General features: G+C 71.2%; 31 protein-coding genes and 2 tRNA genes. 30 read left to right on the top strand and 3 right to left on the bottom strand.

Annotated features, from left to right (window positions below; translation table 11 throughout):
• Positions 1–87 precede the first annotated feature (87 nt).
• The 13 genes from ACZ60J_RS36160 (at position 88) to ACZ60J_RS36220 (ending at position 12724) form a co-directional block, all read left to right on the top strand.
• Positions 88–255: a hypothetical protein gene (locus ACZ60J_RS36160; protein WP_469688419.1), complete on the top strand. Its 168-nt coding sequence runs from the start codon at positions 88–90 to the stop codon at positions 253–255.
• Between the two features lie 71 nt (positions 256–326).
• Positions 327–944, top strand: coding sequence for a nicotinate-nucleotide adenylyltransferase (gene nadD / locus ACZ60J_RS36165; protein ID WP_243334788.1), 618 nt, complete (start codon positions 327–329; stop codon positions 942–944).
• A 24-nt stretch (positions 945–968) separates the two neighbouring features.
• Complete coding sequence (locus ACZ60J_RS36170; protein WP_469688420.1) at positions 969–2735, top strand: LCP family protein; 1767 nt, start codon at positions 969–971, stop codon at positions 2733–2735.
• A 139-nt stretch (positions 2736–2874) separates the two neighbouring features.
• Entirely contained in the window at positions 2875–3321 is a 447-nt protein-coding gene (gene rsfS / locus ACZ60J_RS36175) for a ribosome silencing factor (RefSeq protein ID WP_382971088.1), read from the top strand.
• Entirely contained in the window at positions 3318–4007 is a 690-nt protein-coding gene (locus tag ACZ60J_RS36180) for a histidine phosphatase family protein (RefSeq protein WP_469688490.1), read from the top strand. The genes rsfS and ACZ60J_RS36180 overlap by 4 nt, the downstream gene beginning before the upstream one ends.
• Before the next feature lie 112 nt (positions 4008–4119).
• A tRNA-Ala gene (locus ACZ60J_RS36185) sits at positions 4120–4192 on the top strand.
• A gap of 135 nt (positions 4193–4327) precedes the next feature.
• The gene (locus tag ACZ60J_RS36190; protein ID WP_007264019.1) at positions 4328–4561 is read left to right on the top strand and encodes a hypothetical protein; all 234 of its coding nucleotides are present in this window, start codon (positions 4328–4330) and stop codon (positions 4559–4561) included.
• A gap of 163 nt (positions 4562–4724) precedes the next feature.
• Positions 4725–4797, top strand: a tRNA-Ala gene (locus ACZ60J_RS36195).
• Positions 4798–5122: 325 nt separating this feature from the next.
• Complete coding sequence (gene leuS / locus ACZ60J_RS36200; RefSeq protein WP_469688421.1) at positions 5123–7996, top strand: leucine--tRNA ligase; 2874 nt, start codon at positions 5123–5125, stop codon at positions 7994–7996.
• 110 nt (positions 7997–8106) lie between these two features.
• Positions 8107–8796: a hypothetical protein gene (locus ACZ60J_RS36205; RefSeq protein WP_469688422.1), complete on the top strand. Its 690-nt coding sequence runs from the start codon at positions 8107–8109 to the stop codon at positions 8794–8796.
• A gap of 464 nt (positions 8797–9260) precedes the next feature.
• Complete coding sequence (locus ACZ60J_RS36210; RefSeq protein ID WP_469688423.1) at positions 9261–10106, top strand: DegV family protein; 846 nt, start codon at positions 9261–9263, stop codon at positions 10104–10106.
• A gap of 98 nt (positions 10107–10204) precedes the next feature.
• Positions 10205–11191, top strand: coding sequence for a ComEA family DNA-binding protein (locus tag ACZ60J_RS36215; protein WP_469688424.1), 987 nt, complete (start codon positions 10205–10207; stop codon positions 11189–11191).
• Positions 11192–11200: 9 nt separating this feature from the next.
• Positions 11201–12724 (top strand): recombinase family protein, encoded by a 1524-nt coding sequence (locus ACZ60J_RS36220; RefSeq protein WP_469688425.1) that lies wholly within the window; start codon positions 11201–11203, stop codon positions 12722–12724.
• A gap of 42 nt (positions 12725–12766) precedes the next feature.
• Here the strand turns inward: ACZ60J_RS36220 and ACZ60J_RS36225 are convergent, their stop codons facing one another.
• Positions 12767–13510 (bottom strand): hypothetical protein, encoded by a 744-nt coding sequence (locus ACZ60J_RS36225; protein WP_469688426.1) that lies wholly within the window; start codon positions 13508–13510, stop codon positions 12767–12769.
• Between the two features lie 108 nt (positions 13511–13618).
• Here ACZ60J_RS36225 and ACZ60J_RS36230 point away from each other — a divergent pair, with 108 nt between their 5' ends.
• The 17 genes from ACZ60J_RS36230 to ACZ60J_RS36310 all read left to right on the top strand — a co-directional run bounded on the left by ACZ60J_RS36230 (position 13619) and on the right by ACZ60J_RS36310 (position 23010).
• Entirely contained in the window at positions 13619–13858 is a 240-nt protein-coding gene (locus ACZ60J_RS36230) for a helix-turn-helix transcriptional regulator (protein ID WP_469688427.1), read from the top strand.
• 223 nt (positions 13859–14081) lie between these two features.
• Entirely contained in the window at positions 14082–14462 is a 381-nt protein-coding gene (locus ACZ60J_RS36235; RefSeq protein ID WP_469688428.1) for a hypothetical protein, read from the top strand.
• A 140-nt stretch (positions 14463–14602) separates the two neighbouring features.
• Positions 14603–14737 (top strand): hypothetical protein, encoded by a 135-nt coding sequence (locus tag ACZ60J_RS36240; RefSeq protein WP_469688429.1) that lies wholly within the window; start codon positions 14603–14605, stop codon positions 14735–14737.
• The gene (locus ACZ60J_RS36245) at positions 14734–17001 is read left to right on the top strand and encodes a bifunctional DNA primase/polymerase (protein WP_469688430.1); all 2268 of its coding nucleotides are present in this window, start codon (positions 14734–14736) and stop codon (positions 16999–17001) included. The genes ACZ60J_RS36240 and ACZ60J_RS36245 overlap by 4 nt, the downstream gene beginning before the upstream one ends.
• An 11-nt stretch (positions 17002–17012) precedes the next feature.
• The gene (locus ACZ60J_RS36250) at positions 17013–17222 is read left to right on the top strand and encodes a hypothetical protein (protein WP_469688431.1); all 210 of its coding nucleotides are present in this window, start codon (positions 17013–17015) and stop codon (positions 17220–17222) included.
• The gene (locus tag ACZ60J_RS36255; RefSeq protein WP_469688432.1) at positions 17219–17422 is read left to right on the top strand and encodes a hypothetical protein; all 204 of its coding nucleotides are present in this window, start codon (positions 17219–17221) and stop codon (positions 17420–17422) included. Before ACZ60J_RS36250 ends, ACZ60J_RS36255 begins: the two co-directional genes overlap by 4 nt.
• Before the next feature lie 80 nt (positions 17423–17502).
• Positions 17503–17859, top strand: a complete 357-nt coding sequence (locus tag ACZ60J_RS36260) for a hypothetical protein (protein WP_469688433.1) — start codon at positions 17503–17505, stop codon at positions 17857–17859.
• Positions 17856–18140, top strand: coding sequence for a hypothetical protein (locus ACZ60J_RS36265; RefSeq protein WP_469688434.1), 285 nt, complete (start codon positions 17856–17858; stop codon positions 18138–18140). Before ACZ60J_RS36260 ends, ACZ60J_RS36265 begins: the two co-directional genes overlap by 4 nt.
• Positions 18137–18397 (top strand): hypothetical protein, encoded by a 261-nt coding sequence (locus tag ACZ60J_RS36270; RefSeq protein ID WP_469688435.1) that lies wholly within the window; start codon positions 18137–18139, stop codon positions 18395–18397. Before ACZ60J_RS36265 ends, ACZ60J_RS36270 begins: the two co-directional genes overlap by 4 nt.
• A gap of 404 nt (positions 18398–18801) precedes the next feature.
• Positions 18802–19038: a hypothetical protein gene (locus ACZ60J_RS36275; RefSeq protein WP_469688436.1), complete on the top strand. Its 237-nt coding sequence runs from the start codon at positions 18802–18804 to the stop codon at positions 19036–19038.
• Positions 19038–19724 (top strand): hypothetical protein, encoded by a 687-nt coding sequence (locus ACZ60J_RS36280; RefSeq protein WP_469688437.1) that lies wholly within the window; start codon positions 19038–19040, stop codon positions 19722–19724. The genes ACZ60J_RS36275 and ACZ60J_RS36280 overlap by 1 nt, the downstream gene beginning before the upstream one ends.
• Positions 19725–19891: 167 nt before the next feature.
• Entirely contained in the window at positions 19892–20632 is a 741-nt protein-coding gene (locus ACZ60J_RS36285) for a DUF6879 family protein (protein ID WP_469688438.1), read from the top strand.
• Positions 20629–21471 carry a helix-turn-helix domain-containing protein gene (locus ACZ60J_RS36290; protein ID WP_469688439.1) on the top strand — a complete coding sequence of 281 codons (843 nt, stop codon included), beginning with the start codon at positions 20629–20631 and terminating at the stop codon, positions 21469–21471. Before ACZ60J_RS36285 ends, ACZ60J_RS36290 begins: the two co-directional genes overlap by 4 nt.
• A gap of 87 nt (positions 21472–21558) precedes the next feature.
• A complete protein-coding gene (locus tag ACZ60J_RS36295) occupies positions 21559–21774 on the top strand; it encodes a hypothetical protein (RefSeq protein ID WP_469688440.1) in 216 nt (71 codons plus the stop codon).
• Positions 21771–21971: a hypothetical protein gene (locus ACZ60J_RS36300; protein ID WP_469688441.1), complete on the top strand. Its 201-nt coding sequence runs from the start codon at positions 21771–21773 to the stop codon at positions 21969–21971. Before ACZ60J_RS36295 ends, ACZ60J_RS36300 begins: the two co-directional genes overlap by 4 nt.
• Before the next feature lie 257 nt (positions 21972–22228).
• Positions 22229–22693, top strand: a complete 465-nt coding sequence (locus tag ACZ60J_RS36305; protein ID WP_469688442.1) for a glycine-rich domain-containing protein — start codon at positions 22229–22231, stop codon at positions 22691–22693.
• A complete protein-coding gene (locus ACZ60J_RS36310) occupies positions 22690–23010 on the top strand; it encodes a hypothetical protein (RefSeq protein ID WP_469688443.1) in 321 nt (106 codons plus the stop codon). Before ACZ60J_RS36305 ends, ACZ60J_RS36310 begins: the two co-directional genes overlap by 4 nt.
• A gap of 163 nt (positions 23011–23173) precedes the next feature.
• Here ACZ60J_RS36310 and ACZ60J_RS36315 read toward each other — a convergent pair whose 3' ends face one another.
• Both ACZ60J_RS36315 and ACZ60J_RS36320 read right to left on the bottom strand, forming a co-directional pair.
• The gene (locus ACZ60J_RS36315) at positions 23174–23560 is read right to left on the bottom strand and encodes a hypothetical protein (RefSeq protein ID WP_469688444.1); all 387 of its coding nucleotides are present in this window, start codon (positions 23558–23560) and stop codon (positions 23174–23176) included.
• On the bottom strand, positions 23557–24072 hold the full coding sequence (locus ACZ60J_RS36320) for a hypothetical protein (RefSeq protein WP_469688445.1): 516 nt from the start codon (positions 24070–24072) through the stop codon (positions 23557–23559). Before ACZ60J_RS36320 ends, ACZ60J_RS36315 begins: the two co-directional genes overlap by 4 nt.
• Between the last annotated feature and the right edge of the window lie 11 nt (positions 24073–24083).

Here is a 24083-nt window from a genome sequence, read left to right on the forward strand (position 1 = left end):
CTGAGTCGACGTGAGCGTGCCCCAGGCCCCCGCATACGATGTGAGCGAAATCTCCGCCCGCTCCCCGACTCGATAGGTACCTGCCTGATGAGCCTCGCCTCCACCGCCCACAACCTGGTCGTCCTCGCTTCCGAGGGAGCCGAGCAGCACGGCGGCAACCACGACAGCCTGAACCCGTACCTGACCGGTGGTGCGGCCCTCGTCATCCTTTTCCTGATGCTGTGGGTCACCACGCGCATGAACCGGGACCGCTGAACCGCCATACGCCGAGTACGCGCCCGTAGGCGGGTCCCTGCCGCGTCACCGGGCCAGTAGGCTCTGCGCTCATGGGAGAGCAGGAAATGCCGACCGGCCCGGTCAAGCGCAGGCTCGGGGTGATGGGCGGGACATTCGACCCGATCCACCACGGACACCTGGTGGCCGCCAGTGAGGTGGCCGCGCTGTTCCACCTCGACGAGGTGATGTTCGTACCGACCGGCGAGCCGTGGCAGAAGTCGCAGCGGGCCGTGTCGTCCGCCGAGGACCGGTATCTGATGACGGTCATCGCGACCGCGTCGAACCCGCAGTTCTCGGTGAGCCGCATCGACATCGACCGCGGCGGCCCGACGTACACGATCGACACCCTGAGGGACCTGAGCGCCCTCAACGACGACGCCGACCTCTTCTTCATCACCGGCGCCGACGCCCTCGCGCAGATCCTGACCTGGCGCAACGCCGAGGAGCTCTTCGCCCTCGCGCACTTCATCGGCGTCACCCGGCCGGGCCACGTGCTCACCGACGACGGCCTGCCCGAGGGGGGCGTCTCCCTCGTCGAGGTTCCGGCGCTGGCCATTTCGTCCACGGACTGCCGTGCCCGCGTGGCCAAGGGGGATCCTGTCTGGTACCTCGTGCCCGACGGCGTGGTCCGCTACATCGACAAGCGTGAGCTGTACCGGGGAGCCTGAGCTTCCGGAGAGAGGGGCCCCGCGGTGAACGACCGACACGAGCCGTACGACCCGTATGCCGGCCAGGAGCAGCAGCTCGTCGGCTACGACGCGTACGGGCGGCCGGTGTACGGCCAGGTGCCCGCGCAGCCCGCCGCCGACGCGGAGCCCCCCTACGAGCAGCAGCAGTACGAGCAGGGCTACGGCTACGACTACCAGGGCTACGGCCAGCAGCAGGCCCCGCAGGCCCCGCAGCACCAGCAGCAGGCGCCGCAGTACTACCCGCAGCAGCCCCAGCAGCAGTACCCCCAGGCCTCCCAGACCTCCCAGGTCCCGCAGTACGGGTACGACACCCAGGCGGGACAGCAGTACGACACCCAGGCCACCCAGCAGTGGATCCCGCAGCAGGTGGCCCCCGAGGCCCCGGCGCAGGCCCCCCTGCGGGCCCCCGCGCCCGAGCCGGAGTACCGTCCGGCCGCCCCGCAGGTCCCGGAGCCCCGCCGGGCTGACGGGCCGGGCGCACAGGACCAGGGCGGCCAGGAGCACGGGCCCTCGTACCGCACCGAGCAGTTCGCCTTCATCGACCAGCCGGACGAGGACTCCGAGGACGTCATCGACTGGCTCGCCTTCACCGAGAGCCGCACCGAGCGCCGCGAGGAGGCCCGCCGGCGCGGCCGCAACCGGGTGGTGGCGCTGATCGTCGTCCTGGCCCTCTTCGTCGTCGCGGGCATGGGCTACCTCTGGTACGCGGGCAAGCTGCCCTTCCTGGAGGGCCCCGGCAAGGCCTCGAACGGCGCGTCCGCCACGGGCCCGCAGAAGCGCGACATGATCGTCGTGCACCTGCACAACACCAAGAAGGGCGGCACCTCCACGGCGCTCCTCGTCGACAACGTGACCACCAAGCAGGGCGCCACCGTCCTCGTGCCGAACACCCTGAACGTCACCCGGGACGACGGCACCGCCGCACAGCTGGGCAAGGCCGTCGAGGACGGCGGTCTGGGCGTACGGGAATCCCTCGACTCGGTCTTCGGCACCCGCATCGGCGGCACCTGGCGGCTGGACACCCCCTTCCTGGAGAACTTCGTCGAGCTGGTCGGCGGCATCGAGGTCGACACCGACGTGGCCGTTCCGGCGGACGACGCGGCGAAGGCGCCCGCCGTCGGCCAGGGCCCGAAGCAGAGCCTCAGCGGTGCGATGGCCGTGGCCTACGCCACGTACCGGGCACAGGGCGAGCCGGAGGCCAAGCAGCTGGAGCGGCTCGGCAAGGTCCTGCTGGGCCTGCTGCGCAAGGTGCCCGGCGATCCGAAGTCGGCGGCGATGACCGTGGAGACCACCGGCCAGATCCTGGACCCGGCGCTGAACGCGCAGACGCTGGGCGCGCTGCTGTCCAAGCTCGGCGAGCACGCCAAGGTGGGCGCGTACCGCACCGACGTGCTCGGGGTGAAGCCGGACGGCGGGCTCACGGACGATGCCAACAAGAAGGTGGTCAAGGAGGTCCTCGGCGGCTCCGTCACGGAGGCCCAGCCCGGCGCCCTGCCGCGGGTCGGCCTGAAGGACGCGACCGGCGACGAGAAGACGAACACGGCGGCGAAGGCGGCCCTGCTCAACGCCGGCTACACCTTCGTCGACGGCGGCAAGGCCGACAAGACCGCGCCCGCGTCGCAGATCACGTACCAGGACGACGCCCAGCGGGACAAGGCGATCGAGGTCGCCAAGACGCTGGGACTGCCCGAGACGGCCGTGAAGAAGGCCGAGAACGCGGTGAACGCCGACGTCGTGGTCACCCTGGGCAAGGACTACAAGCCGTCCTGAGCCCTCCGGGGCCCGCCGGGGCCCCTCGCGGCGCGCCCTTCGGGTGCGGCTCCGCCCGCGCGGCACGCTGCGCGCGGGCGGTGTCGGCGGTACATGAGACCCTTGTAAGGATCTGCCCGCCAACCCGAAAGCATGGCCAGTGACCGCCACGGACCGCTCCATCGAGCTCATCACCGCCGCCGCCCAGGCCGCGGCCGACCGGCTCGCGCACGACATCATCGCGTACGACGTCAGCGACGTGCTGTCGATCACCGACGCCTTCCTGCTCGCTTCGGCCCCCAACGACCGCCAGGTCAAGTCGATCGTCGACGAGATCGAGGAGAAGCTCCTGAAGGAGCTGGGCGCCAAGCCGGTCCGCCGCGAGGGCGACCGCGACGCGCGCTGGATCCTGCTCGACTACATCGACATCGTCGTCCACGTGCAGCACAGCGAGGAGCGCGTCTTCTACGCGCTGGAGCGCCTGTGGAAGGACTGCCCCGAGATCGAGCTCCCCGAGGACGCCAAGCTCACCAAGGGCAAGGCCGAGGAGCACGCCGCGCTGCGCGCCACGCAGGGCGACGACGAACTGGACGGTGATCTGTTCTGAGCACGACGAACGACGGTACGACCGCGACCGGCGCGACGGGGACCCACGGCAAGACCGGCCGCAAGATCGTCCTGTGGCGGCACGGCCAGACCTCCTGGAACCTGGAGCGGCGCTTCCAGGGCTCCACGGACATCGAGCTGACCGAGGCCGGTGTGGCGCAGGCGCGCCGTGCCGCCCGGCTGCTCGCCTCGCTGAAGCCCGACGCCATCGTCGCCTCGGACCTGATGCGCGCCTCCGCCACGGCTGCCGAGCTGGCGGCCGTCACGGGTCTGGCGGTGACGCACGACGAGGCGCTGCGCGAGACGTACGCCGGCGAATGGCAGGGCCTCACGCACGACGAGATCCTGGCCAAGTACGGCGAGCAGTACGCGGCGTGGAAGCGCGGCGAGGCGGTCCGCCGCGGTGGCGGCGAGCTGGAGACCGAGGTCGCCGACCGGGCCGCGCCGGTGGTGCTGGAACACGCCGACCGGCTACCCCCCGGCGGCACGCTCGTGGTGGTCAGCCACGGCGGCACCATCCGTACGACGATCGGCCGCCTGCTGGGCCTGGAGGCGTACTACTGGGAGGGCCTGGGCGGGCTCTCCAACTGCTGCTGGTCCGTGCTGGGCGAGGGCGCGCGCGGCTGGCGGCTGATGGAACACAACGCCGGCACGCTGCCCGAACCGGTGCTCGGCGACGACGACTGAGCCCACTCCGGAGCGGCTCCCACCCGGATTTCACTTTCCGGCTGGTCACAGGCTAGAGTTCTTCTTGTTCGCAGCGCAGAACACCGGAAACGGGGGGAGCGTCGCGGAGAGCGGGGCTATAGCTCAGTTGGTAGAGCGCCTGCATGGCATGCAGGAGGTCTGGAGTTCAATTCTCCATAGCTCCACAATCAAGATCCCGTCCCCAACAGGGGGCGGGATCTTTGCTTTTGTCCACAGCTGCCCGAGCGGGCACCGGCGTGGCAGAATCGGACGGCCGGAGGGGGACACGACGGCCCGACGCGGGAGGGAGTCGCTGACGGATGGGTGCACACCGGCGGCGGTGCGACTGGTGCAACAACGGCACGCCGATCGTGCGGGACATGGAGCCGGTCAATCCCGACTACCAGTACTGGTGCGAGGAATGCGCGCGGGCGCTGATCATAAAAGGCGACCCGATCGAGACGTACCGGGAGCTGGAGGGCGAGCCGATCTACGGGCGGCTGCTCGACGAGCACTGCACGCTGAAGCGGTTCTACCAGTTCGCGCGTGCGTGACGCGGGGTCGGACAACGCGCAGGGCCATGTGGTGAATCTCCGCGAAACGGACATGGCCCGAGGCTCGCGGAAACCGATTTTTGGACCAGGGCCAACACCGTGTACTGTTTGGGATGTCGCCAAGGGGAACCGGAAACGGGCCAGGAAGCGGCAGGTAGGACAAGGGGCTATAGCTCAGTTGGTAGAGCGCCTGCATGGCATGCAGGAGGTCTGGAGTTCAATTCTCCATAGCTCCACAGTAAAGAAGCGGGCCACCGGAAACGGTGGCCCGCTTCTCGTTGTGTGCCGTCGTGCGGCGTTGTGCGTCGCCGGGCGTCGTCGTGGTCGCGCGTGGGCCCGTGCCCGGGCCGTGCGTCCACCGGCCGGAAGGCCCGAGCACCGCTGGGGGCCGCTGCGGTACCCTGACGCCATGCGTGCCGTACGCCTTCTGCTTACCGAGCCGCGCTGAACAGTTCCGACCCCACGAAGCGGTCGGCCCGGCGCGGCGCCCCCTCCTGTGCGAGGGGTTTTTTCGTTTGGGCAGCAGAACCGGCAGAGACGATCGATGGAGCTTCAGGAATCATGAGCGAGACGAACACCCCGGCCCCCGAGGCGGCCGAGGCGCACCGTTACACGGCTGCCGTGGCCGCCGACATCGAGGCACGCTGGCAGGACGTATGGGACGCGCAGGGCACGTACGAGGCCCCGAACCCGACCGGTGACCTGGCCGGCGACGCGGCCATGGTGGCGCGCCCGAAGAAGTTCATCATGGACATGTTCCCGTACCCCTCGGGTGCGGGCCTGCACGTCGGCCACCCGCTCGGGTACATCGCCACCGACGTCTTCGCCCGCCACCAGCGGATGACCGGCCACAACGTCCTGCACACCCTGGGCTTCGACGCCTTCGGCCTGCCGGCCGAGCAGTACGCCGTGCAGACCGGCACGCACCCGCGCGTGTCGACCGAGGCGAACATCGAGAACATGAAGGTCCAGCTGCGCCGGCTGGGTCTGGGCCACGACCGGCGCCGGTCGTTCGCGACGATCGACCCGGACTACTACAAGTGGACCCAGTGGATCTTCCTGCAGATCTACAACTCCTGGTACGACGCGGACGCCGCGAAGGCCCGCCCCATCGCCGAGCTGGTCGCCTCCTTCGAGGACGGCTCCCGCGAGCTGCCCGGCGGCGCCTCCTGGGCGGCGCTGAGCGCGGCCGAGCGGGCCGACGTGCTGAACGGGTACCGGCTGGCCTACGCCTCGGACGCGCCCGTCAACTGGTGCCCCGGGCTGGGCACCGTACTGGCCAACGAGGAAGTCACCGCCGACGGCCGGTCCGAGCGCGGCAACTTCCCCGTCTTCAAGTCCCGGCTGAGCCAGTGGAACATGCGGATCACGGCCTACGCCGACCGCCTGATCGACGACCTGGACGCACTGGACTGGCCCGAGGCCATCAAGCTGCAGCAGCGCAACTGGATCGGCCGCAGCGAGGGCGCGCGCGTGGACTTCGCGGTCGGCGACGGCGAAGCCATCACGGTCTTCACCACCCGCCCCGACACGCTGTTCGGCGCCACCTACATGGTGCTGGCCCCCGAGCACGAGCTGGTCTCGAAGATCGTCCCGGCGGAGTGGCCCGAGGGCACCCACCAGCTGTGGACCGGCGGCAACGCGACCCCGGCCGAGGCCGTGGACTCGTACCGCAAGCAGGCCGCCGCGAAGTCGGACGTCGAGCGGCAGGCCGAGGCCAAGGACAAGACCGGTGTCTTCACCGGCGCGTACGCGACCAACCCGGTCAGCGGCGACCTGGTCCCCGTCTTCATCGCGGACTACGTGCTGATGGGCTACGGCACCGGCGCGATCATGGCCGTCCCGGCCCACGACGGCCGCGACTTCGAGTTCGCGCGCGCCTTCGAGCTGCCGATGCGCTGCGTCGTCCAGCCCACGGACGACCGCGACGCCGACCCGCTGGAGTGGGAGACCGCCTTCACCTCGTACGACGGCACGATCGTCAACTCGACGGGCGAGGGCATCTCGCTGGACGGCCTGGGCGTGGTCGAGGCCAAGGCCGCGATCACCGACTGGCTGGCCGAGCGCGGCATCGGCGAGGGGACCGTCAACTTCCGGCTGCGCGACTGGCTGTTCAGCCGCCAGCGCTACTGGGGCGAGCCCTTCCCGATCGTCTACGACGAGGACGGCGTCGCCTACCCGCTGCCCGAGTCGATGCTGCCGCTGGAGCTGCCGGAGGTCGACGACTACACGCCGCGGACCTTCGAGCCCGACGACGCGGCCTCCCAGCCCGAGACCCCGCTGTCGCGCAACCAGGAATGGGTCAACGTCGAGCTGGATCTGGGCGACGGTCGCGGGGTGCGGTCCTTCCGCCGCGAGACCAACACCATGCCGAACTGGGCCGGCTCCTGCTGGTACGAGCTGCGCTACCTGGACCCGCACAACGGCTCGGCCCTGGTCGACCCGGAGATCGAGCAGTACTGGATGGGCCCGCGCGAGGGCCAGCCGCACGGCGGCGTCGACCTGTACGTGGGCGGCGCCGAGCACGCGGTGCTGCACCTGCTGTACGCGCGGTTCTGGTCCAAGGTGCTGTTCGACCTGGGGCACGTCTCCTCGGTGGAGCCGTTCCACAAGCTGTTCAACCAGGGCATGATCCAGGCGTACGCGTACACCGACGCGCGCGGTGTCTACGTGCCGGCGGCCGAGGTCGAGGAGCGGGACGGCGGCTACTTCTACCAGGGCCAGCCGGTCAAGCGTGAGCACGGCAAGATGGGCAAGTCCCTGAAGAACGCCGTCACGCCGGACGAGATCTGCGCGGAGTACGGCGCGGACACCCTGCGCCTGTACGAGATGGCGATGGGCCCGCTGGACGTCTCGCGTCCCTGGGACACCCGTGCCGTCGTCGGCCAGTACCGGCTGCTGCAGCGCCTGTGGCGCAACGTGGTGGACGAGGAGACCGGCGCCGTGACGGTCGTCGACGGGGAGCCCGACGAGGCCACCCTGCGCGCCCTGCACAAGGCGATCGACGGGGTCGGCGGCGACATGGCCGGCCTGCGGTTCAACACCGCCATCGCGAAGATCACCGAGCTGAACAACACCCTGACGAAGGCGGGCCGCCCGCTGGAGCGCTCGGTCGCGGAGCGGCTGGTGCTGCTGGTTGCCCCGCTGGCGCCGCACATCGCCGAGGAGCTGTGGCAGCGCCTGGGCCACGCCGAGTCGGTCGTCCACCAGGACTTCCCGGTCGCCGACCCGGCGTACGTCGTGGACGAGAGCGTCACGTGCGTCGTCCAGATCAAGGGCAAGGTCAAGGCCCGCCTGGAGGTGCCTCCGGCCATCTCCGACGCCGAGCTGGAGCAGCTGGCGCTGGGCGACGAGGCCGTCGTGGCGGCGCTGGGCGGGGCGGAGATCCGCAAGGTGATCGTGCGCGCGCCGAAGCTGGTGAACATCGTCGTCTGACGGGTCTAGGGGTATTCCCGTACGGGCAGGTTGGGGGTTCGATTGGAACCCGCGGCCTGCCCGTGGCGTTTACGGTGGAAGGGACGTAAACGGCTGGGGAAGGGACCCTCATGGAGGCGGCTTTTATCATCGTGGCCCTGGTGCTGCTGTTCGCCTTCCTGGGGCTCGGTGTCTACGTGACGACGAAGGTGGTCAAGGCCGCCGCGCGCGGCGTGGACCGCACCATCACCCAGGCCCGCCGCACGGTGGAGGACACCACCCTGAAGGCCCGCAGCTTCGGCCAGGTCGGTGTCCCCGGCGCGCTGGCCACGCTGCGGCTGGACCTGCGGAACTCGATGCGGGCGACGCAGCAGGCGCTGTACCAGGGGGTCCAGACGGACGCCTCGCTGAAGGAGTCGATCGGGCTGTTCGAGCGGCTGAGCGCGCACGGACACGAACTCGACGACGAACTGAAGCGCATGGAGGCGGAGCCCGACCGGCAGCGGATCGCGGCGGTCCTGCCGGAGCTGCGGGAGCGCACGGCGCAGATCACCCAGGCCTCGGACTCGCTGCGCTGGGCGGCGCGCGACCGTGCGCGGCGCTTCGCGGAAGACGACCTGTCGCACCTGTCGGCCCAGATCGACGTCGAGTCGGGCGCCCTGCGGGACTGGTCCCGCGCCCCGGCGGACGACCTCCCCCACGCCACGCCGACGCCCGCGCCCCCCGCATGGGACACCCCCCAGCCCGCAGCCCTCTCGGAACCCACCCCCACCCCCCAGTACCCCTGGCAGAAGACCCGCCGCCCGGAAGCAACGACCTGAGCCGCAGGCCCCGGGGGCTTTCCAGCCCGGCCGGCGCCCGGGTCACCCCCAGCCTCGCCGGCGTTTGAGGCGCAGGGCCTGGGGCGGCGCCCCAGGGGGGTCCGGGCGCAGCCCGGGGCTCCCACTCAGCCTCGCCGGCGTTTGAGGCGCAGGTCCGGGCAGTGCCCCGGGACACCCCCTCGCCGGCGTTTGAGGCGCAGGTCCGGGCAGTGCCCCGGGACACCCCCAGCCTCGCCGGCGTTTGAGGCGCGGGTCCGGGCAGCGCCCGGGGAACGGTGGAAGGGCGGGTAGGGGACCCAGCCCCGCAGGGCCGACCACCCACAGCCGTCGCAGCGGCGGACCCGGTGGAACCGCGGGCGGGAGCCCGGCGAACCTGGGCGGGAGCCCGGCAGCCCGGGGCACCCGGAGGGCCACCGGCAGACCCGGGCTGCCGGAACACCCCCACTGCCGGTAACCTCCGCCTCATGTCCCGCCATGTCGCGATCGTCACGGATTCCACGGCCTACCTGCCCCAACCGGCCATGGCGCGGCACGGAATCACCTCCGTCCCGCTGACCGTGGTCCTCGGCGACGAGGCCCTGGAAGAGGGCACCGAGATCTCGGCCAGGAGCCTGGCCCTGGCCCTGCAGAAGCGCCGCTCGGTCACCACCTCCCGCCCCAGTCCCGAGGACTTCGTCCGGGCCTACCGGGCCGCCGTGGAGGCCGGTGCGACCGGCATCGTCAGCCTGCACCTGTCGGCGGAGTTCTCCGGCACCTACGACGCCGCCGTGCTCGCCGCGAAGACCGCCACGGTGCCCGTCCGCGTCGTCGACACCGGCATGGTCGCCATGGCCCTGGGCTTCTGCGCCCTGGCCGCGGCGGAGGTGGCCGAAGCCGGGGGGTCCCTCGACGAGGCCGTTGCCGCCGCGGAGAAGCGGGCCGCCGGCATGTCCGCGTACTTCTACGTCGACACCCTCGACTACCTCCGCCGCGGCGGCCGCATCGGTGCCGCGCAGGCCCTGCTCGGCTCGGCGCTCGCGGTCAAGCCGCTGCTGACGCTGGACGGCGGGCGGATCGAGATGCTGGAGAAGGTGCGTACGGCCTCCAAGGCCATTGCCCGCCTGGAGGAGCTGGCCGTCGAGCGTGCCGCCTCCGGCCCCGTCGACGTGGCCGTGCACCACCTCGCGGCCCCGGAGCGTGCGGAGAAGCTCGCGCAGCGGCTTCGCGAGCGCATCCCCGGGCTGGTCGAGCTGCACGTCAGCGAGGTCGGCGCGGTGATCGGGGCCCACACCGGACCGGGGTTGCTGGCTGCGGTCGTCTCCCCGCGCTGATCACTGGATCGAGTGACGGGGATATCCACAACGGCCGGGCCATCCACCGGAATTGAGGCTTCCGAACGCGGGTCGCGGCGCGGCCCTACCGTCGTGGCATGACTCTTCGTACGCGCACGTCAGGTCCCGCCGGCGCCACCAGTGGCCCCGGCCGTCCCCGCCTCTCCGACGGCCGTCTGCGGCATCGCCGCGGACCGCGGCCCGGCCGCCCCGACCCCGAGGTCATGCGGCGCCGGGCCGAGGCCCTGCTCGGACCGGTCCGCCCTCCGGGGGCTCCGCCGCCGCCGACCGGGGAGGCGCCACCGGACGCCGGCGCCGCCGGTGCCGGGCCCGAGGCCGTTGCCCGGCCGGATCCGCCGGCCGGTCCCGATCGGGCGGGCCGGGGCGCCGGTGAGCCGGGCCGGGGCGAGGCGGCTGCTCCGTCCGAGGGTGGGGAGCCGGCGCCCGGCGGGGCTTTGCGGTGGCTCGCGGTGCGGGAACGGCTGCCCGTGTGGCTGCAGACCCGCTGCGGGGTGGAGCCGCGCACGGTGGCAGCCGTCGCGGTGGTGCTCGTCGTCGCCGTCGGGTTCGCCGTGCAGCAGTACGGGGCGGCCCGGCCCCGGCCGGTGACCGCACCCGCCGTGGTGGCGCCCGCGGCGGCCGCCCTGCCGTCCCCGACCGTGGCGCGGGCGGGCCCCGGCTCCGGTGCCGGTCCCATCCTGGTGGACGTCAGCGGCAAGGTCCGTGACCCGGGGGTGCGCAAGCTGCCTCCCGGCTCGCGGGTGGAGGACGCCCTGGCCGCCGCCGGGGGAGTGCGGCCCGGGACGGACACCACCGGCCTGAACCGGGCCCGAGTCCTGATGGACGGCGAGCAGGTGCTGGTGGGTGCTCCGGCCCCACCGCCGCCGACGACGGGCCGTGGAGGTCCGGGGGCGGGGCCGCTGAGCCTCGGCACGGCCACGGCGGAGCAACTGGACGGCCTGCCGGGGGTCGGCCCGGTCCTCGCGCAGCACATCGTGGACTTCCGCACGGCCCGCGGGGGCTTCCGCTCCGTGGAGGAGCTCCGACAGGTCAACGGGATCGGTGATCCTACATGTACCCGCTAACCTATGGCTATGAAGCCGACGAGAGCAGTCCTGCTTGTTCGAATCAGCTACCGCAAGCCCGAGGACGACGTCGAGGAGGCCGGCGCCGAGGGTGAGGGGAAGCGGCGCCGCGCTGAGTTTTCCAAGGGCATCGGCCGCCAGGAGGACGACGGACGCGCGCTCGCCGAGCGGCTCGGCTGGCAGATCGCCGAGGTGATCCCCGAGGACGACACCTCGGCCTTCAAGCGGCGCAAGATCAAGCTCCCCGACGGGACCAGCGCCCTGCGCACCGTACGGCCAGGGTTTCGCCGCGCCCTGGAGCTCCTCGCCTCGGGAGAGGCGGACGGTCTGATGGCTGACGACCTCGACCGCGTCGCCCGCGACCCGCGCGACCTCGAAGACCTCATCGACGTCGTCGAGTCCCGCCGGCCCCGGATCCCCGTGGAGTCCGTGACGGGCTCCCTGCGGCTCGACAACGACGCCAACATCACGATGGCGAGGGTCATGGTCGCCGTGGCCAACAAGAGCAGCCGAGACACCGCACGGCGCGTCACCCGCAAGCACGAGGAGCTCGCCGCCGAGGGCAAGCCCGGTGGGGGAGGGTTCCGCGGCTACGGGTACACCGCCGATGGGCACGAGCCGGTTGAGGCCGAGGCCGCCATCCTGCGCGAGATCGGCGCCCGGGTCCTCGGTGAGTGGGACGGCTGGACCGACGAGGAGCGCGCCAAGATCGTGCCCGAGGTCGGCGAGAGCCTGAACTCCATCGCCGCCGACCTGAAGCGCCGCAAGGTACCCACGGTGACCGGGAAGCCCTGGGGCGACCGGTCCGTCCGGTCGGTCGTCACGAAGCCGTCCGTGGCGGGCCTGCGCGCCTACAAAGGCGAGATCGTCGGTAAGGCCGTGTGGGAGGCCATCATCCCCGTCGAGACGTGGGAGCGGATCTGTGCCCGCCTGGCCGGCCGCGCACGGAGCGTCGATCTCACACTCCAGCGGTGGCTGACCGGCGTACTCCGCTGTTCGCTCTGCGGCCGCATGCTCATGGGGTGGCAGGGCACTGGCGGAGTCCGGTACTGGTGCGCCACCCCGCAGGGGGGCTGCGGGAAGATCGCGGTGAAGGCCGCGTTCGTCGAGGACGAGGTGGAGCGGCAGGTTCTGGAGCTGCTGAGCAAGCCCGCCGTCCTGGAGCAGCTGCGGCACGTCGCCGACACCGAGACGAGCGCGGACGCTCGCGCCGAGCTCGCCGAGGACGAAGCGCAGCTCAAGCAGATGGCCGCCATGTGGGCCCGGCGCGAGATCACGTTCCCGGAGTACACCGAGGCTCGCCGGATCGTGGAGGCTCGCGTGAAGGAGTCGCGGGCGCTCATCCACTCCCGGGCGCCGAGGGTGCTCCGCGCGCTCCTGGAGGGCGATGTGACGACCGGTTGGGGGCGCCTGACCCCGGCGGAACGGCGCGACGTCATCCTTGCCCTGGTGCCCGGCTACGACGTGCTCCCCCACGACCGCAGCTACGGGAACAAGTTCAACCCCGGCCGGCTCGTGCCGCTGGACGCGTGACGAAGGCCCGGCGAAATGCCGGGCCTTCGTCGTTCCCCGGGTCTACTCCTCGGTGGGCAGGGCTTCGTGCCGCTCCTGGATTTGCTGCTTGTACTCGGCGGTCTTCTCGTCTGACCAGCGGACCCAGTCTTCCGACTCCGACATCTTGCGGTAGTTCTCTGTGCCAGCGGGGGCGAGAACCCGCTCCGAGCCGTCCACGCGCTCAAACATGGCGTGCTCGAAGAACCGCGGGCCAGGCTCGGCACCCGAGCGGCCTTTCACCGAGGGCCCCAGCCATCCAGCCTTGCGAGCCCGGCCGACCCACGTGCGGATCGTCTCTTCTGGGCGCTCGAACTCCTCGGCGATGCGCCGGACCGCCCCGCTTGGCCGGCCTGGTGCGGTCTCTCGGAGGTATGCGGAGGCGACCGACCGCAGGAGAGCGTCACTCATGACTGTGCGCCCGCCGCTGGGTACGGAAGGGGCATCGATCTGCGTGACCCGCGGGATGTCGTGCAGGGCGATGGCGCCGCGTACGTGGTCTAGCAGGGTCCCTAGGGGAATCTGGCGCATCAGGCCGCCCGTGATGCCGCTGGGGTGCTCGTCGGGGCAGGTGACCTCTAGGCGAGTGATCTTCAGGCCCTGGTGGCCGCGCACGACGTCTCCGGATGCGCGCCAGGCTGAGGGGTCGGCCGGTGCTGAGCGGAACGTGAAGCGGTTGGCGTCGCCGGTTCTGTCGATGTCGACGTTCAGGCGCAGGTCGCCGCCCGTAGCGGTGGATTTGGGGCCCGGGGTCTCGGGAGTAGTCACCGGATCACCATCTCAAGTGGCGCCACGTTGAGTCAACGAGCCACGTCAGCTCACCAGGTCAGTCAAGGGTGGTTGCATGCAGTGCCCATGTCTGTCAGAGTTGGCCACATGACCGCAACAGTCGCTGAGCGGGTTCGATCCCGCCTGCATGTTCGCCGGGGGTTGCCCGAGCCGAGCGAGCGCCGAGCGCTTCGCGCAACGGCTGGGCTGACTCAGCAGGAACTCGCGGACGCGATCGGGGTAAGCCGCCAGGCGGTGAGCTTCTGGGAGGCCGGACTCCGGACGCCCCGAGGCAAGTTCCTGGAGGCCTACACCGAGGCGATCGCCGCCCTGCGGGACGCGGCATGAGCGCACGCACCCTGTCCGACATCTACGCCGAACGGCCGCTCACAGAGCAGCAGGCCCGACGGATCGTCGCCCTACTCGGCCTCGCCAGCCGACAGGCACCCGGAAACGACAGCGGCGCCGAGGGGCCAACCCCAGCGCCGTCTGTCGAGAGCCCCTACCAGCACGCCAGCTGAAGAGCGAGTGACCGGGGTGCAACCCGGCCGCCGCAGATCGGAGACTCACCATGCAGCGTAACGCCAACCTCCCTGTCCTCGCGAGCACGGATCTCGACATCTACAACGCGGACCGGCGCACCACCAGCGCGGCCGTTGCCGGCATCGCCGCGACCACCCCCGCTGGACAGCCGCTCGCGGACCCCACCGCCGACCGGGCCGCCTCAATCAAGGCCTGCCGCCGGGAAGACCTGCCCCCGCTCACCCCGCGGGCGATCGCCGTCCTCGTCGAGATCGCCGAGATGAAGGAAAGCGAGCACGGCCAGGACCCGAACTTCGTGAAGTTCCTCGACTACGTGGGGAACCTCATCTGGCGGGCCGGTGACTCGAAGGCCGTGCTCGCCGAGGTCGCCGAGCTGATCAGCGGCGTACAGGCCGAGGCCGGTCGGTGACGACGACCCGCACGACCGATCGCCCTGCCGCACCCGCGGCAGGGCCTTCGGGCGTGCCCGGCGGGCACTGGCCGCTCTGCCCTCACACCGACCCGCTCCTGAGGCGCGCACGCGCCGAGCACGCCCGTCGGGTCATGACCATGGGCTCCATCCGAGCCGACCTCGAAGACCAGCCGTCCGCACACGCCGTACGCACGGCCGCCCGCGGCTGGGTTGCTGACCTCCTGGCTCTCGCCGAGGAGATCGCGACGGAGAAGACGGAGTCAGCACGTTGACCACGCACGTCGACAACCCGGGTCCCGCCGCCCCGGTGAACGCCGTTCCGCCGATGATCGAGTTCGCCCGGTGGTACGGCAAACGCGGCTGGAGAGTTCTTCCCCTGCACCACGTCGTCGACGGCAAGTGCACCTGCGGGAACCTCAAACAGGACCCCAAGCACGACTACCGGCAGGGCGGCAAGCACCCGGTACACGGCGCCTGGCAAGCCAACGCCAGCGCCGACGACCAGCAGATCACCGCGTGGTGGAGCCAGCGCCCCAATGCCAACATCGGCATCGCGACCGGCGAGGCCTCCGGCATCTTCGTCCTCGACGTCGACCCGGACAGCGGCGGTTTCGACAGCCTCGCCGCATTGCAGGCGCAGTACGGCGACCTGCCGGAGACCCGCTGGCACGGTACCGGGTCGGGGGGTCTGCACTTCCTCTGGAACTGGCCCGGTTTCAACCCGCGGAACAGCGCGGGCAAGCTCGGCGCCGGCCTCGACATCCGCGCAGAGGGCGGGCAGGTCGTCGCCCCGCCCTCCGTGTCGGCGAAGGGCCCGTACGCGCCCGGAGGCGGGCCCGATCCGGTCGACGCACCGGAGTGGCTCCTCGCTCTCCTTCGGCCCGCACCGCCCCGTCCTGCGCCGCCTCCGGGTGCATTCGTGGCGCCGGTCGGCAGCCAGGACGCGTACACGCAGAAGGCTGTGCAGGCCGAGTGCGACGCGATCGTCCACGCGGCCGACGGTGAGCAGAACGACACGATCAACCGCGCCGCGTTCAACGTCGGGACGCTGGTCGGCGCGGACGCCCTGCCGGAGGGCGAGGCTCGGGAGACGCTCCTCGGCGCAGCACGCGCCGGTAATCACCCGGAGGGCCGCGCGGTCGCCACCATCGAATCGGGACTCCGTGCTGGCATGGCGCAGCCCCGCCACCCCTGGCCGCCCCCAGCCCGATCGGACACCCGGAACGACTACTTGGGCCTGCGCATCCCCGAACAGACAGCCAACACCCCCACGAGCGCCCCCGCCCCGACGCCCGACGCCACCGAAGGTGAGGAGCTGACCTCCGAAGAGCACTTCGAGAAGTGCGTGGCCGCCATGGCCGGCGAACTCCTCGACACCGACGGCCTCGACAAGCTCAGGCCGCTGGAGCCCCTCCTCGGGGACCTGCTCCACCGCAACACCCTCGCCCGAGCAATCGGCCCGTCGGGGACGTTCAAGTCGTTCGTGCTCCTCGACGTGTGCGCGCACATCGGCACCGGCATGAAGTGGCACGGTCAGTACGTCCGCCAGGGCACCGTCGTCTACCTCGTTGCCGAGGGCGCCGAAGGCATCCGCAAGCGCGTCCGCGCATGGGAGCAGCACCACGGCCTGCGCATGGACAACGTCCGCTTCCTGCCGCGGCCCGTGCAGGCCATGGCCCCGGAATGGGAAGTCCTCACCGAGGTGATGCGCCGTATGGAGCCGTCCCTCATCGTCGTCGACACGCAGGCGCGCATCACGGTCGGCATCGAGGAGAACTCCAACACCGAGATGGGCCGCGTCGTTGCCCGCCTCGACCGCCTCCGCGAGGTCACCGGCGCCTGCGTCACCCTCGTCCACCACACCGGACACCAGGGCGAGCACGGCCGCGGTGCATCGGCGGTCAAGGGCGCCTTGCACTCCGAGCTGATGATCAGCCGCAAGGGCGACCGGCTCTCCAACTTCGTACTGACCGTGAAGAGCGGCAAGCAGAAGGACGAGGAAGAGGGCGACGGGCAGCAGTTCGGCCTGCGGAAGATCTCCCTCAACGGAGAGTTCAAGCCCGACGGCCGACCCGTCACGTCCCTCGTGCTGGTCTCCCTCGACGCCGTCGCCAACCGGGAGCCCCTCGAAGGGTCGGTGGAGTGGCTGGCCGCCCGCCTCGACGCCGCGAATGTGCCCAGCGACTACGGGCGCCGACGACTCCGTACCGAGCTCCAGAAGCTGGGCATCCCCGCCCGCGACGAAAAGCTTCAGGAGGTTGCGAACTTCCGCAAGGACCGGTGCCAGGAGCGGTTCCCTGACCAAACCGCTCTGGCGGTTCCCGACACCGGAACCAACACCGGGAAAAGAGCAGGTCAAACCGGTTCCGCACCGGTTGGGAACACACAGACACCACCCCCGTGCGCGCCGGTGGTTCCCTCTCTCCTTCTAGAGAGGGAACCGGCGGCGGCGGAACCGCCGGCCTGCTCTGTCTGCGGCGGCGAACTCGACACCGAATGGGCCTCACAAGGCCACGACCGCCACGTCATGTGCTGAAGGAGAACCCCATGTCCAACCTCATCGCCGGACCCGCAGACCTCATCGCCCTCGTCATCGCGAACTACCGCTGCGGCCACTGCACGAGCGAAACCGAAGCCCGCACCGACAAGCACGGAAACCCCCACCTGGTCATCCACCACGACGACGGATGCCCCGTCCTCGAAGGCACCCTCAGCAGCCTCCCCGACACCCTCCGAGCCGCCAGGAGCACCCCGTGACCGACCTCCTCCGCCAACGCCTCTTCCGACTCGGCCACGAAGCCCGAGACCTCCTACAGGCCGGCGCCACACGACACGACGTCCTCATGCACGTCGCCATCGCCCTCAACGGCTGGACCCGCACCGACGACGACCACCTCCAACTCCTCGCCGCCCTCGACCAGACCCGCCAGCAGATCGGCGACAACACCCCCATCTGAACGTCCGGTCGCGGCGGCTCCCGTCTCGCGCGCGCACGCGAGGCCCCGACCGCCGCCCCTGATCTCCCGGAAAGGACCCCATGACCGCCACCGCCAAGCCCGCCGCCGTCCTCGCCCTGGCCCAGGGCCGGAGTAACGCCCAGGCCGCCACCGACGCCGGCGTCTCGACCCGCACGGTCCTCCGCTGGCGTGAGGACGAGCAGTTCACCCAGGACGTCGCCGAGGCCCGCACGCAACTCCTCCGTCTCGCCGTGGGCCGCCTCGCTGCCGGGGCCGTCAAGGCCGTGGACACCCTCGTGGACGCCCTCGACACCGAACGCGGCCAGGCCCGCGTACAGGCCGCGAAAGTCCTCCTTGACGCCACCCTCGCCCTCCGCGAGTCCCTCGACCTGGAGGAGCGGCTCACCGCCCTCGAAGCCGACAGGCGCGACCGGTGAACCGCCGCCAGCAACTCGGCCGCCTGCAAGCCCTGGAAGCGTCCCGGAACGTCCACCGCATGCAGTTCCGTACGCCCGCTGGCCGCAGCTTCAGCATGGACATCGGCGACGTCATGGCCGTGATGCTGGACGGCCTCGGATGGCTCCACGATCCGACCGCAGACCCGCCCCGCGGCCCACTCCTCGAAGCCCTCGCCACGGCCGTGCCGGACAAGGAGCTGGGGATCCTCGCGCAGAGCGCCGTCCTCGCCGCCCAGCAGGTCATGGAGGCGGCCCGATGAGCGAGGACATCCTCACGCCCAGCGAGCTCCACGACCGCGCGTGGGCCGTCCTCGCGGCCGCGGCCGAGGACCGGGCACACGACGTCGACGAGCTCCTCGTCACCCTGCCGTGGGACGACCTCGTCACCGTCGTGCACGCCACCGCGCGGGCCTGCGCCACGATCCTGGCCGGGCCGGACGGGCATGCCAGGCTGGCCGACGCTGTGCGCGTCTTGCTGCTGGAGCGGCGGGCCGAACGGGAGCACGGCGATGGGTGAGCCCGTGGCACCGGCGCCTGATGGGCCACGGGTACTGGCAGACGGGTCGGTCGTCGTACCGGCCCGCCTCGCGTCCACCGTGTTCGCCGCCACCACGCTCTACCTCTCGGCCCGTACGCGCACGGCCGGGGGCGCACTCACCCCGGAGGCGCGGGAGCTCCTGCGTGCCCTACACGCGAGCGCACAAGGGCCCGCCCCTCTACCTGCAACTTCCTCCGAGGGAAGCGTGATCGGCGACTCAGCCACGCTCGGAGCGAGTGAGGTTGCACGGGTGCTCGGCTGCTCCAGACGCTGGGCTACCTATCTCCTGGGGTCCGGCCGGCTCAGCGCCTGGCGGGTCGGCCGGACGTGGGTGACAACACAGCGCGACCTCGACCGATACCGCTACGGCGAGGAGACGCACGATGACCGAGCAGACGAACCAAGAGCAGCGCCCGCGGCCTGATCTCCTGGCCGCGATCCACGCGGACTACGCCGCAAGGCAGGAGGCCGCCAACGAGGCCGCCGCCCCCGAGCGCGAGCGCCGGAACGCCGAGATGGCCCGGGACGCCGCCCTGTTCGGTACCCCCGGCTGGAGCCGACTGAGCGACGCCCGCCGGATGCGGGCCGCCCGCTACTCGGCCGAGCAGGGGGCGGCGTGATGACCCCCGACGAAGCCCGCACCGGGCTGGACACCGCCCGTACCGAGGCTGAGCAGGCCCGCACGCTCGTCGCCGACCTGGCCGAGCGCGTACGCGAGGGCGACGAGCGGGTCACCGGGGAGCAGATCCTCGCCCAACGCCAGCTCGCCGAGCTCGCCGGCCTCCGGGTCGAAGCTGCGGAACGCAAGCTGGCCTCCGCCGAGGCTGCCGACCGCGACGCCCGCGCGAAGGCCATCGGTACCGCCGCCCGCAAGCTGATCTCGACGGACGACACACAGCCCATCACCGACGCCGTACGGGACGCCGTGGCCGCGCTGGAGCACCTGCTCGAAGTCACCGCCACCCGCACCGCACGGATCCACGAGGTAGCCGAGCAGGCCGTCAAGGTCAACGAGGATCTGAAGAGCGCAGACCCGGCCGCCGGACCCTGGCCGTCGACCGCCTACGGGTTCCGCGGCCAGACCTACCCCGCGCACGTCGCCGTCATGGGCGAGGGCACCGCCGGCGCCGTCCGGCCCGGCCGCATGGCCGCCGCCGTCCTGGCCATGGCCCTCAACGGCGACCGGTCCCTGGCAGCCGAGGCCCGCGAGGTGTTCAACGCCCCCTTCGAGCACGTCATCGAGCGGCTTCAGACAGATGTGCCCGGCCTGGCCGACGCCATCGGCGCGACCGTCGAAGCGCGCTGACCCGCTGATTCGCATCCCGCCCGGCCCGTCACCTGATAGGCCGGGCGCCGCTGTGTTGCGAGCAACCCCGCCCCTGGCCAGCTTCCGCGCAATCTTGTGCAACCGGACCCCACGGCCGAGCACGCCGAAGCATGCTGAGTCCCCAACCAGTCCGAACGGAGACCGCTGTGAGACTGCGATTCATCGGCACCACCAGCGACGATGGCGACTGCCCCACGTTGTACGAGGTCGAGGGCACCGCCGACATCCTCGTCCAGGGCGACCGCGTCACCGACCCCGAGCAGCTCGCCCAGCTCCGCCACGTCAAGCCCTCCGAGACGTTCGTGACCGTCCCCCGCGACCTCCTCACCCGCTTCGCACCGCGCGCCGAGTCACGCGAGATGATCCCGTTCTCCGAGATCAGGCACATGTTCCGCGAGTTCAAGCACACCGCCTGGCGGTTGGAGACCCGCCGCAGCTACGCGACAGACCGCGGCACCCCGAAGTGGGAGCGGTGGAAGGCCGGCGCCGACATCGCCTCCGAACCGCTCGACGCGTGGAGGGAGAACGTGACCGCGGCGACCGCCGAGGGCCGCCGCTTCGAGCGGGTCCGGATCGTGGACGAGCCCCCGACCGAAGGCCAGTCGTACCTCCTCGCCTCCGGCCTCGGTAACGTCGCCGCGGGCGAGGACATCCGCAACCTTCCCCGCTCCCAGGCGGAGCGCCTTGGGCTCCCGGATTGGGACTTCTGGCTCTTCGACTCCCGACTCCTGGCCCGCTTCGTGTTCGGCGAGGACGACACCACGTTGGGCGTAATCCTCAGCGAGGACCCCGCAGACATCGCCGCAGCCTGCCAAGCCCGGGACGCAGCCTGGCACTACGCAATCCCCACCACCGAGTTCGCGACGCGGGTACGTTCTGAGATGTGACGACCGACTTTCAGCGTGGCCGTGAGGCCCTCGGCGCCCGGCTCCAGGAGCTGCGCGCCGAGGCTGGCGTAGACGGCAAGGGACTGGCAGCGCGTCTCGGCTGGCACCAGAGCAAGGTGAGCCGCATGCAGACCGGCAAGCAGACCCCCACCCTCGCGGACCTGGAGGCTTGGGCCGCTGCCACAGGGCGGCCCGACGTCGCGGGCGAGTTGAAAGGGCGCCTCGCCGGCATCGAACTGCACTACCGGTCGTGGCGGCGCCAGCTGGCGTCCGGCCACCGCCCTCGGCAAGAGCAGGCCATTGCCGAGACCGCGTCGACGCAGATGATCCGTGGCGTAGAGATGGTGCGGATCCCCGGTCTGTTCCAGACGCCCGACTACGCGCGGCACACCTTCACCGCGAACTCGGAGTTCCGCCAGACACCGCGTGACGTCGAGGACGCCGTACGGGCCCGCATACGGCGTCAGGAGGCCCTGTACGACCCGGGCAAGAGCTTCAACTTCCTCTTGTGGGAAGGGGCGCTGTACGCCCGCACGACCCCGCCCGCAGTGCACGCCGCGCAGATGGACCGGCTGATGGGACTGGTCGGCATGGACACCGTGGAACTCGGCGTGGTCCCGTTCAACGCGGATCTACGCCGAGCGCCGTCCCATGGCTTCTGGATCTACGACCGTCGGTTGGTCATCGTGGAGACGATCGGCACGGAGATGTGGCTCGACGACGAGGAGTCGATTCAGCTCTACGAGCGGGCCTGGTCCTGGTTCGCCGAGTCGGCCGTCTACGGGCCTGCTGCACAGCGCCTCCTCAGCCGCGTACGGGGTGCTCTCGACGCTGCGTGAGCAATCCGGCTGCACAGCCGGGCCCCCGCGCGCAATCCAACGCAATCGGCCGCACAACTAGCCCGCCGGGTTCCTACGGTGCTGGTCATGGCGACATACGCGGACGCCACGGGCGCCGAGACCAGCCCCGTGAAGTGGTGCCACTGGCACGTTGGATCATCCGAGACCGCGCGGCCGGTCCAGTTCGCCGGCCGTACCTGCGGGCCCCCGGTGGTCCTGTACGCCTGCGCCCCCTGCCGCGAGCAGCGTGGCCTTCTGCCGCGCTGGCAGTTGGCGAACCTCCGGCCGCAGGCCGCCTCATGACGGCCCTGCCGTGCGCGAGTGCGCCCCTGCCCGAGGTCTACGGCCTTCCCCTGGAGCAGTCGTCCGGCCGGGCCTGCGTGGCCTGCGGCAAGCGCCTCACGGTCGGCGCCGTCTCCCGCGGCCGCCTGCGCGGCCAGCATGGGGCGCACGTGCTGGACGTCGAGGTGTGGTGCTGCCCCGACCCGGAGGTGCCCTGATGCGGATCTGCTGCCGGTGTGACCGGACGATCCGGAGCACGGACTACGAGACCATCCCGGTCGAGTCCGCGTCCGCCGCGCGCCCGGACCAACACGCCCACCGGCGCAACGACCCGCAGTGCCGGCCGATCCGGGCGCGTGCCCTGTGACCGAGCGGTGGCGCCAGATCCTCTACGTGCTGACTGTGTTCGGCGTCCTCGCCGCGATCGTCGTCGGCACCACCTGACCCGCACCTTCCTCACGACCAAGGGAGAAGCATGTCCACACCAGCCCCGCCCCCGCCGTGCAGCGCAGGCAAGGGAGGCGGACTCCCGTCGCCCGACGTCACGGGCAGCGTCATCACCGCCGCGCCCGGCGAACGCAACGCACGCGGCCTGCTCGACCCCGAGGAGTTCATGACCGTCACCGCAACGCTCGCCCGCAACGAGCCGACCTTCGGCTGGGTGTACGCCGAGCAGGTCATCGTCGAGACCCTCAAGTTCGTCGCAGCAGCCGCCCAGAGCGACGAGCGCCTCGTACCCTCCACGATCGTCGACAAGGGGCTCCACGCGCTCCTGGAGAACACGGAGGTCCACTACGCCGTGGGGGCCCGGCTCGGCGTGTTCGTGCACCACTACCCGACCCTCCCGGGCTCCGCGCCCATCGCTCCGGGCTGGCTCCAGCGGACGGTCACCGCGATCCGCCGGACCGGCTTCACCGAAGACCCGGAGATGTGGACGTGATCACCGTGGAGTTCGACACGTCCACGACGGACGTCACCACGTGCGAGGCCTGTTGGCAGGGTCCGGTCCAAGCGGCCCGTACCGCCGAACACGCCCACGGCCGAGACCTGCTGTGCCTCCCCTGCGCGGAGGCCGGCTACCCGGCCCGCGTCGACCTGTTCCCCCCGCTCGGTATCTACAAGCTCACCGGAAGGATCCTGAAGATGACCCTGGAGATGGGTAAGCACGGCAGCGGAAGCCCCCAGACCCCGCCGGACCCCGGCCCGCCCCTGCCGTCGCCGAAGCCCACCACGACGCCCGGTCGCCCGCCGGTGTAGGCCTGGCTCGCCCATGAACGGGGCCCCCGACGCGATCCGCACGCGTCGGGGGCCCTTTGTGCACTCAGTTGCAGAACGGCGGGTCAGTGCCCGCAGTAGGGCTTGGACCACCAGCCGCACGGCTCGCAGTACTCCGCGGCGAGGCGCGTCAACAGGGCTCGGATCATGATGGGTTCACCCCCTCGCGCTCTACGTGGACGATGCACACAACCCCTTCCGGGCCCCACTCGACGCGGTCAACGCGCACGATCTCACCTGCGTAAACGTCACCGAGAGGGGCTTCGGGAAGCGGTGGGGGAGGAGCGGACGAATCGGACAGCCACCACACGGCAGCAAGCCACGCCACGGGCACGGCGTAGATGAACTGCGGGGCCCGGCCGAGCACCAGCCCGTAGAACACCGACCCGCTGAACGGCACGGCGATGCGGACCACCAGCGCGCCGAGGGTGGGTACGTCGAACCAGCGGGAGGGCGACTCCAGCAGCCGGCCGTTGCCGACCGCGAGACGGTGCGCGAGCACCGCCAGGCGGGACGGGCGGGGCCTGGTCACAGCAGGCCCGCCACGGCGTCCCCGGCGGCCGAGACGACCGGCGAGAGGACGTACCCGGCCACCCCGGCAACACCGGAGGCCAGGCCGAGGCTGATCCCGGAGATGATCGCGCGCACGATCATCCAGTTGAAGCCCCGCCGCTTGGTCCACACCGCGATCAGGACCACGGTGGCGATGATGACGACGGCGTGCCCGCCGGGGCTGAGCACGAGGTGCGAGGAGCGGGTGACGTCCGGGGTGTCGCCGCCGACGCCGTACTCCAGGACCGCGTCACCGATCGCGGAGGAGCCCCACAGGGACCAGTCGGCGCCCGCGCCGAGCAGGCCGCCCGCGGACAGGATCAGGAGCATGCCGTACAGCCACACGGTGAGGAACGGGAGGAGCTTCAAGAGGTGCTTAGGCTTGCCGGCCTGCTTGGCGCCGGGCCACCATCGGGCGATCTCCCAGCCGAGGAGGGAGAGGCCGACGGTGACGCCGCCGAGCGAGACGATGCCGTACGTGGGGAAGTCCATGGTGAGCAGTC

Source organism: Streptomyces sp. NPDC104226 (assembly GCF_055584085.1).

What these genes read in the sequence shown, in the direction of transcription:
- ACZ60J_RS36280 (WP_469688437.1), top strand. Translation starts at nt 19,038, where the DNA reads ATGACCCCCGACGAAGCCCGCACCGGGCTGGACACCGCCCGTACCGAG.
- ACZ60J_RS36295 (WP_469688440.1), top strand. Translation starts at nt 21,559, where the DNA reads ATGGCGACATACGCGGACGCCACGGGCGCCGAGACCAGCCCCGTGAAG.
- ACZ60J_RS36260 (WP_469688433.1), top strand. Translation starts at nt 17,503, where the DNA reads ATGACCGCCACCGCCAAGCCCGCCGCCGTCCTCGCCCTGGCCCAGGGC.
- ACZ60J_RS36320 (WP_469688445.1), bottom strand. Translation starts at nt 24,072, where the DNA reads ATGGACTTCCCCACGTACGGCATCGTCTCGCTCGGCGGCGTCACCGTC.
- ACZ60J_RS36230 (WP_469688427.1), top strand. Translation starts at nt 13,619, where the DNA reads ATGACCGCAACAGTCGCTGAGCGGGTTCGATCCCGCCTGCATGTTCGC.
- ACZ60J_RS36270 (WP_469688435.1), top strand. Translation starts at nt 18,137, where the DNA reads ATGAGCGAGGACATCCTCACGCCCAGCGAGCTCCACGACCGCGCGTGG.
- ACZ60J_RS36235 (WP_469688428.1), top strand. Translation starts at nt 14,082, where the DNA reads ATGCAGCGTAACGCCAACCTCCCTGTCCTCGCGAGCACGGATCTCGAC.
- leuS (WP_469688421.1), top strand. Translation starts at nt 5,123, where the DNA reads ATGAGCGAGACGAACACCCCGGCCCCCGAGGCGGCCGAGGCGCACCGT.
- ACZ60J_RS36275 (WP_469688436.1), top strand. Translation starts at nt 18,802, where the DNA reads ATGACCGAGCAGACGAACCAAGAGCAGCGCCCGCGGCCTGATCTCCTG.
- ACZ60J_RS36210 (WP_469688423.1), top strand. Translation starts at nt 9,261, where the DNA reads ATGTCCCGCCATGTCGCGATCGTCACGGATTCCACGGCCTACCTGCCC.
- ACZ60J_RS36300 (WP_469688441.1), top strand. Translation starts at nt 21,771, where the DNA reads ATGACGGCCCTGCCGTGCGCGAGTGCGCCCCTGCCCGAGGTCTACGGC.
- nadD (WP_243334788.1), top strand. Translation starts at nt 327, where the DNA reads ATGGGAGAGCAGGAAATGCCGACCGGCCCGGTCAAGCGCAGGCTCGGG.
- ACZ60J_RS36205 (WP_469688422.1), top strand. Translation starts at nt 8,107, where the DNA reads ATGGAGGCGGCTTTTATCATCGTGGCCCTGGTGCTGCTGTTCGCCTTC.
- ACZ60J_RS36215 (WP_469688424.1), top strand. Translation starts at nt 10,205, where the DNA reads ATGACTCTTCGTACGCGCACGTCAGGTCCCGCCGGCGCCACCAGTGGC.
- ACZ60J_RS36240 (WP_469688429.1), top strand. Translation starts at nt 14,603, where the DNA reads ATGGGCTCCATCCGAGCCGACCTCGAAGACCAGCCGTCCGCACACGCC.
- ACZ60J_RS36160 (WP_469688419.1), top strand. Translation starts at nt 88, where the DNA reads ATGAGCCTCGCCTCCACCGCCCACAACCTGGTCGTCCTCGCTTCCGAG.
- ACZ60J_RS36250 (WP_469688431.1), top strand. Translation starts at nt 17,013, where the DNA reads ATGTCCAACCTCATCGCCGGACCCGCAGACCTCATCGCCCTCGTCATC.
- ACZ60J_RS36190 (WP_007264019.1), top strand. Translation starts at nt 4,328, where the DNA reads ATGGGTGCACACCGGCGGCGGTGCGACTGGTGCAACAACGGCACGCCG.
- ACZ60J_RS36305 (WP_469688442.1), top strand. Translation starts at nt 22,229, where the DNA reads ATGTCCACACCAGCCCCGCCCCCGCCGTGCAGCGCAGGCAAGGGAGGC.
- ACZ60J_RS36220 (WP_469688425.1), top strand. Translation starts at nt 11,201, where the DNA reads ATGAAGCCGACGAGAGCAGTCCTGCTTGTTCGAATCAGCTACCGCAAG.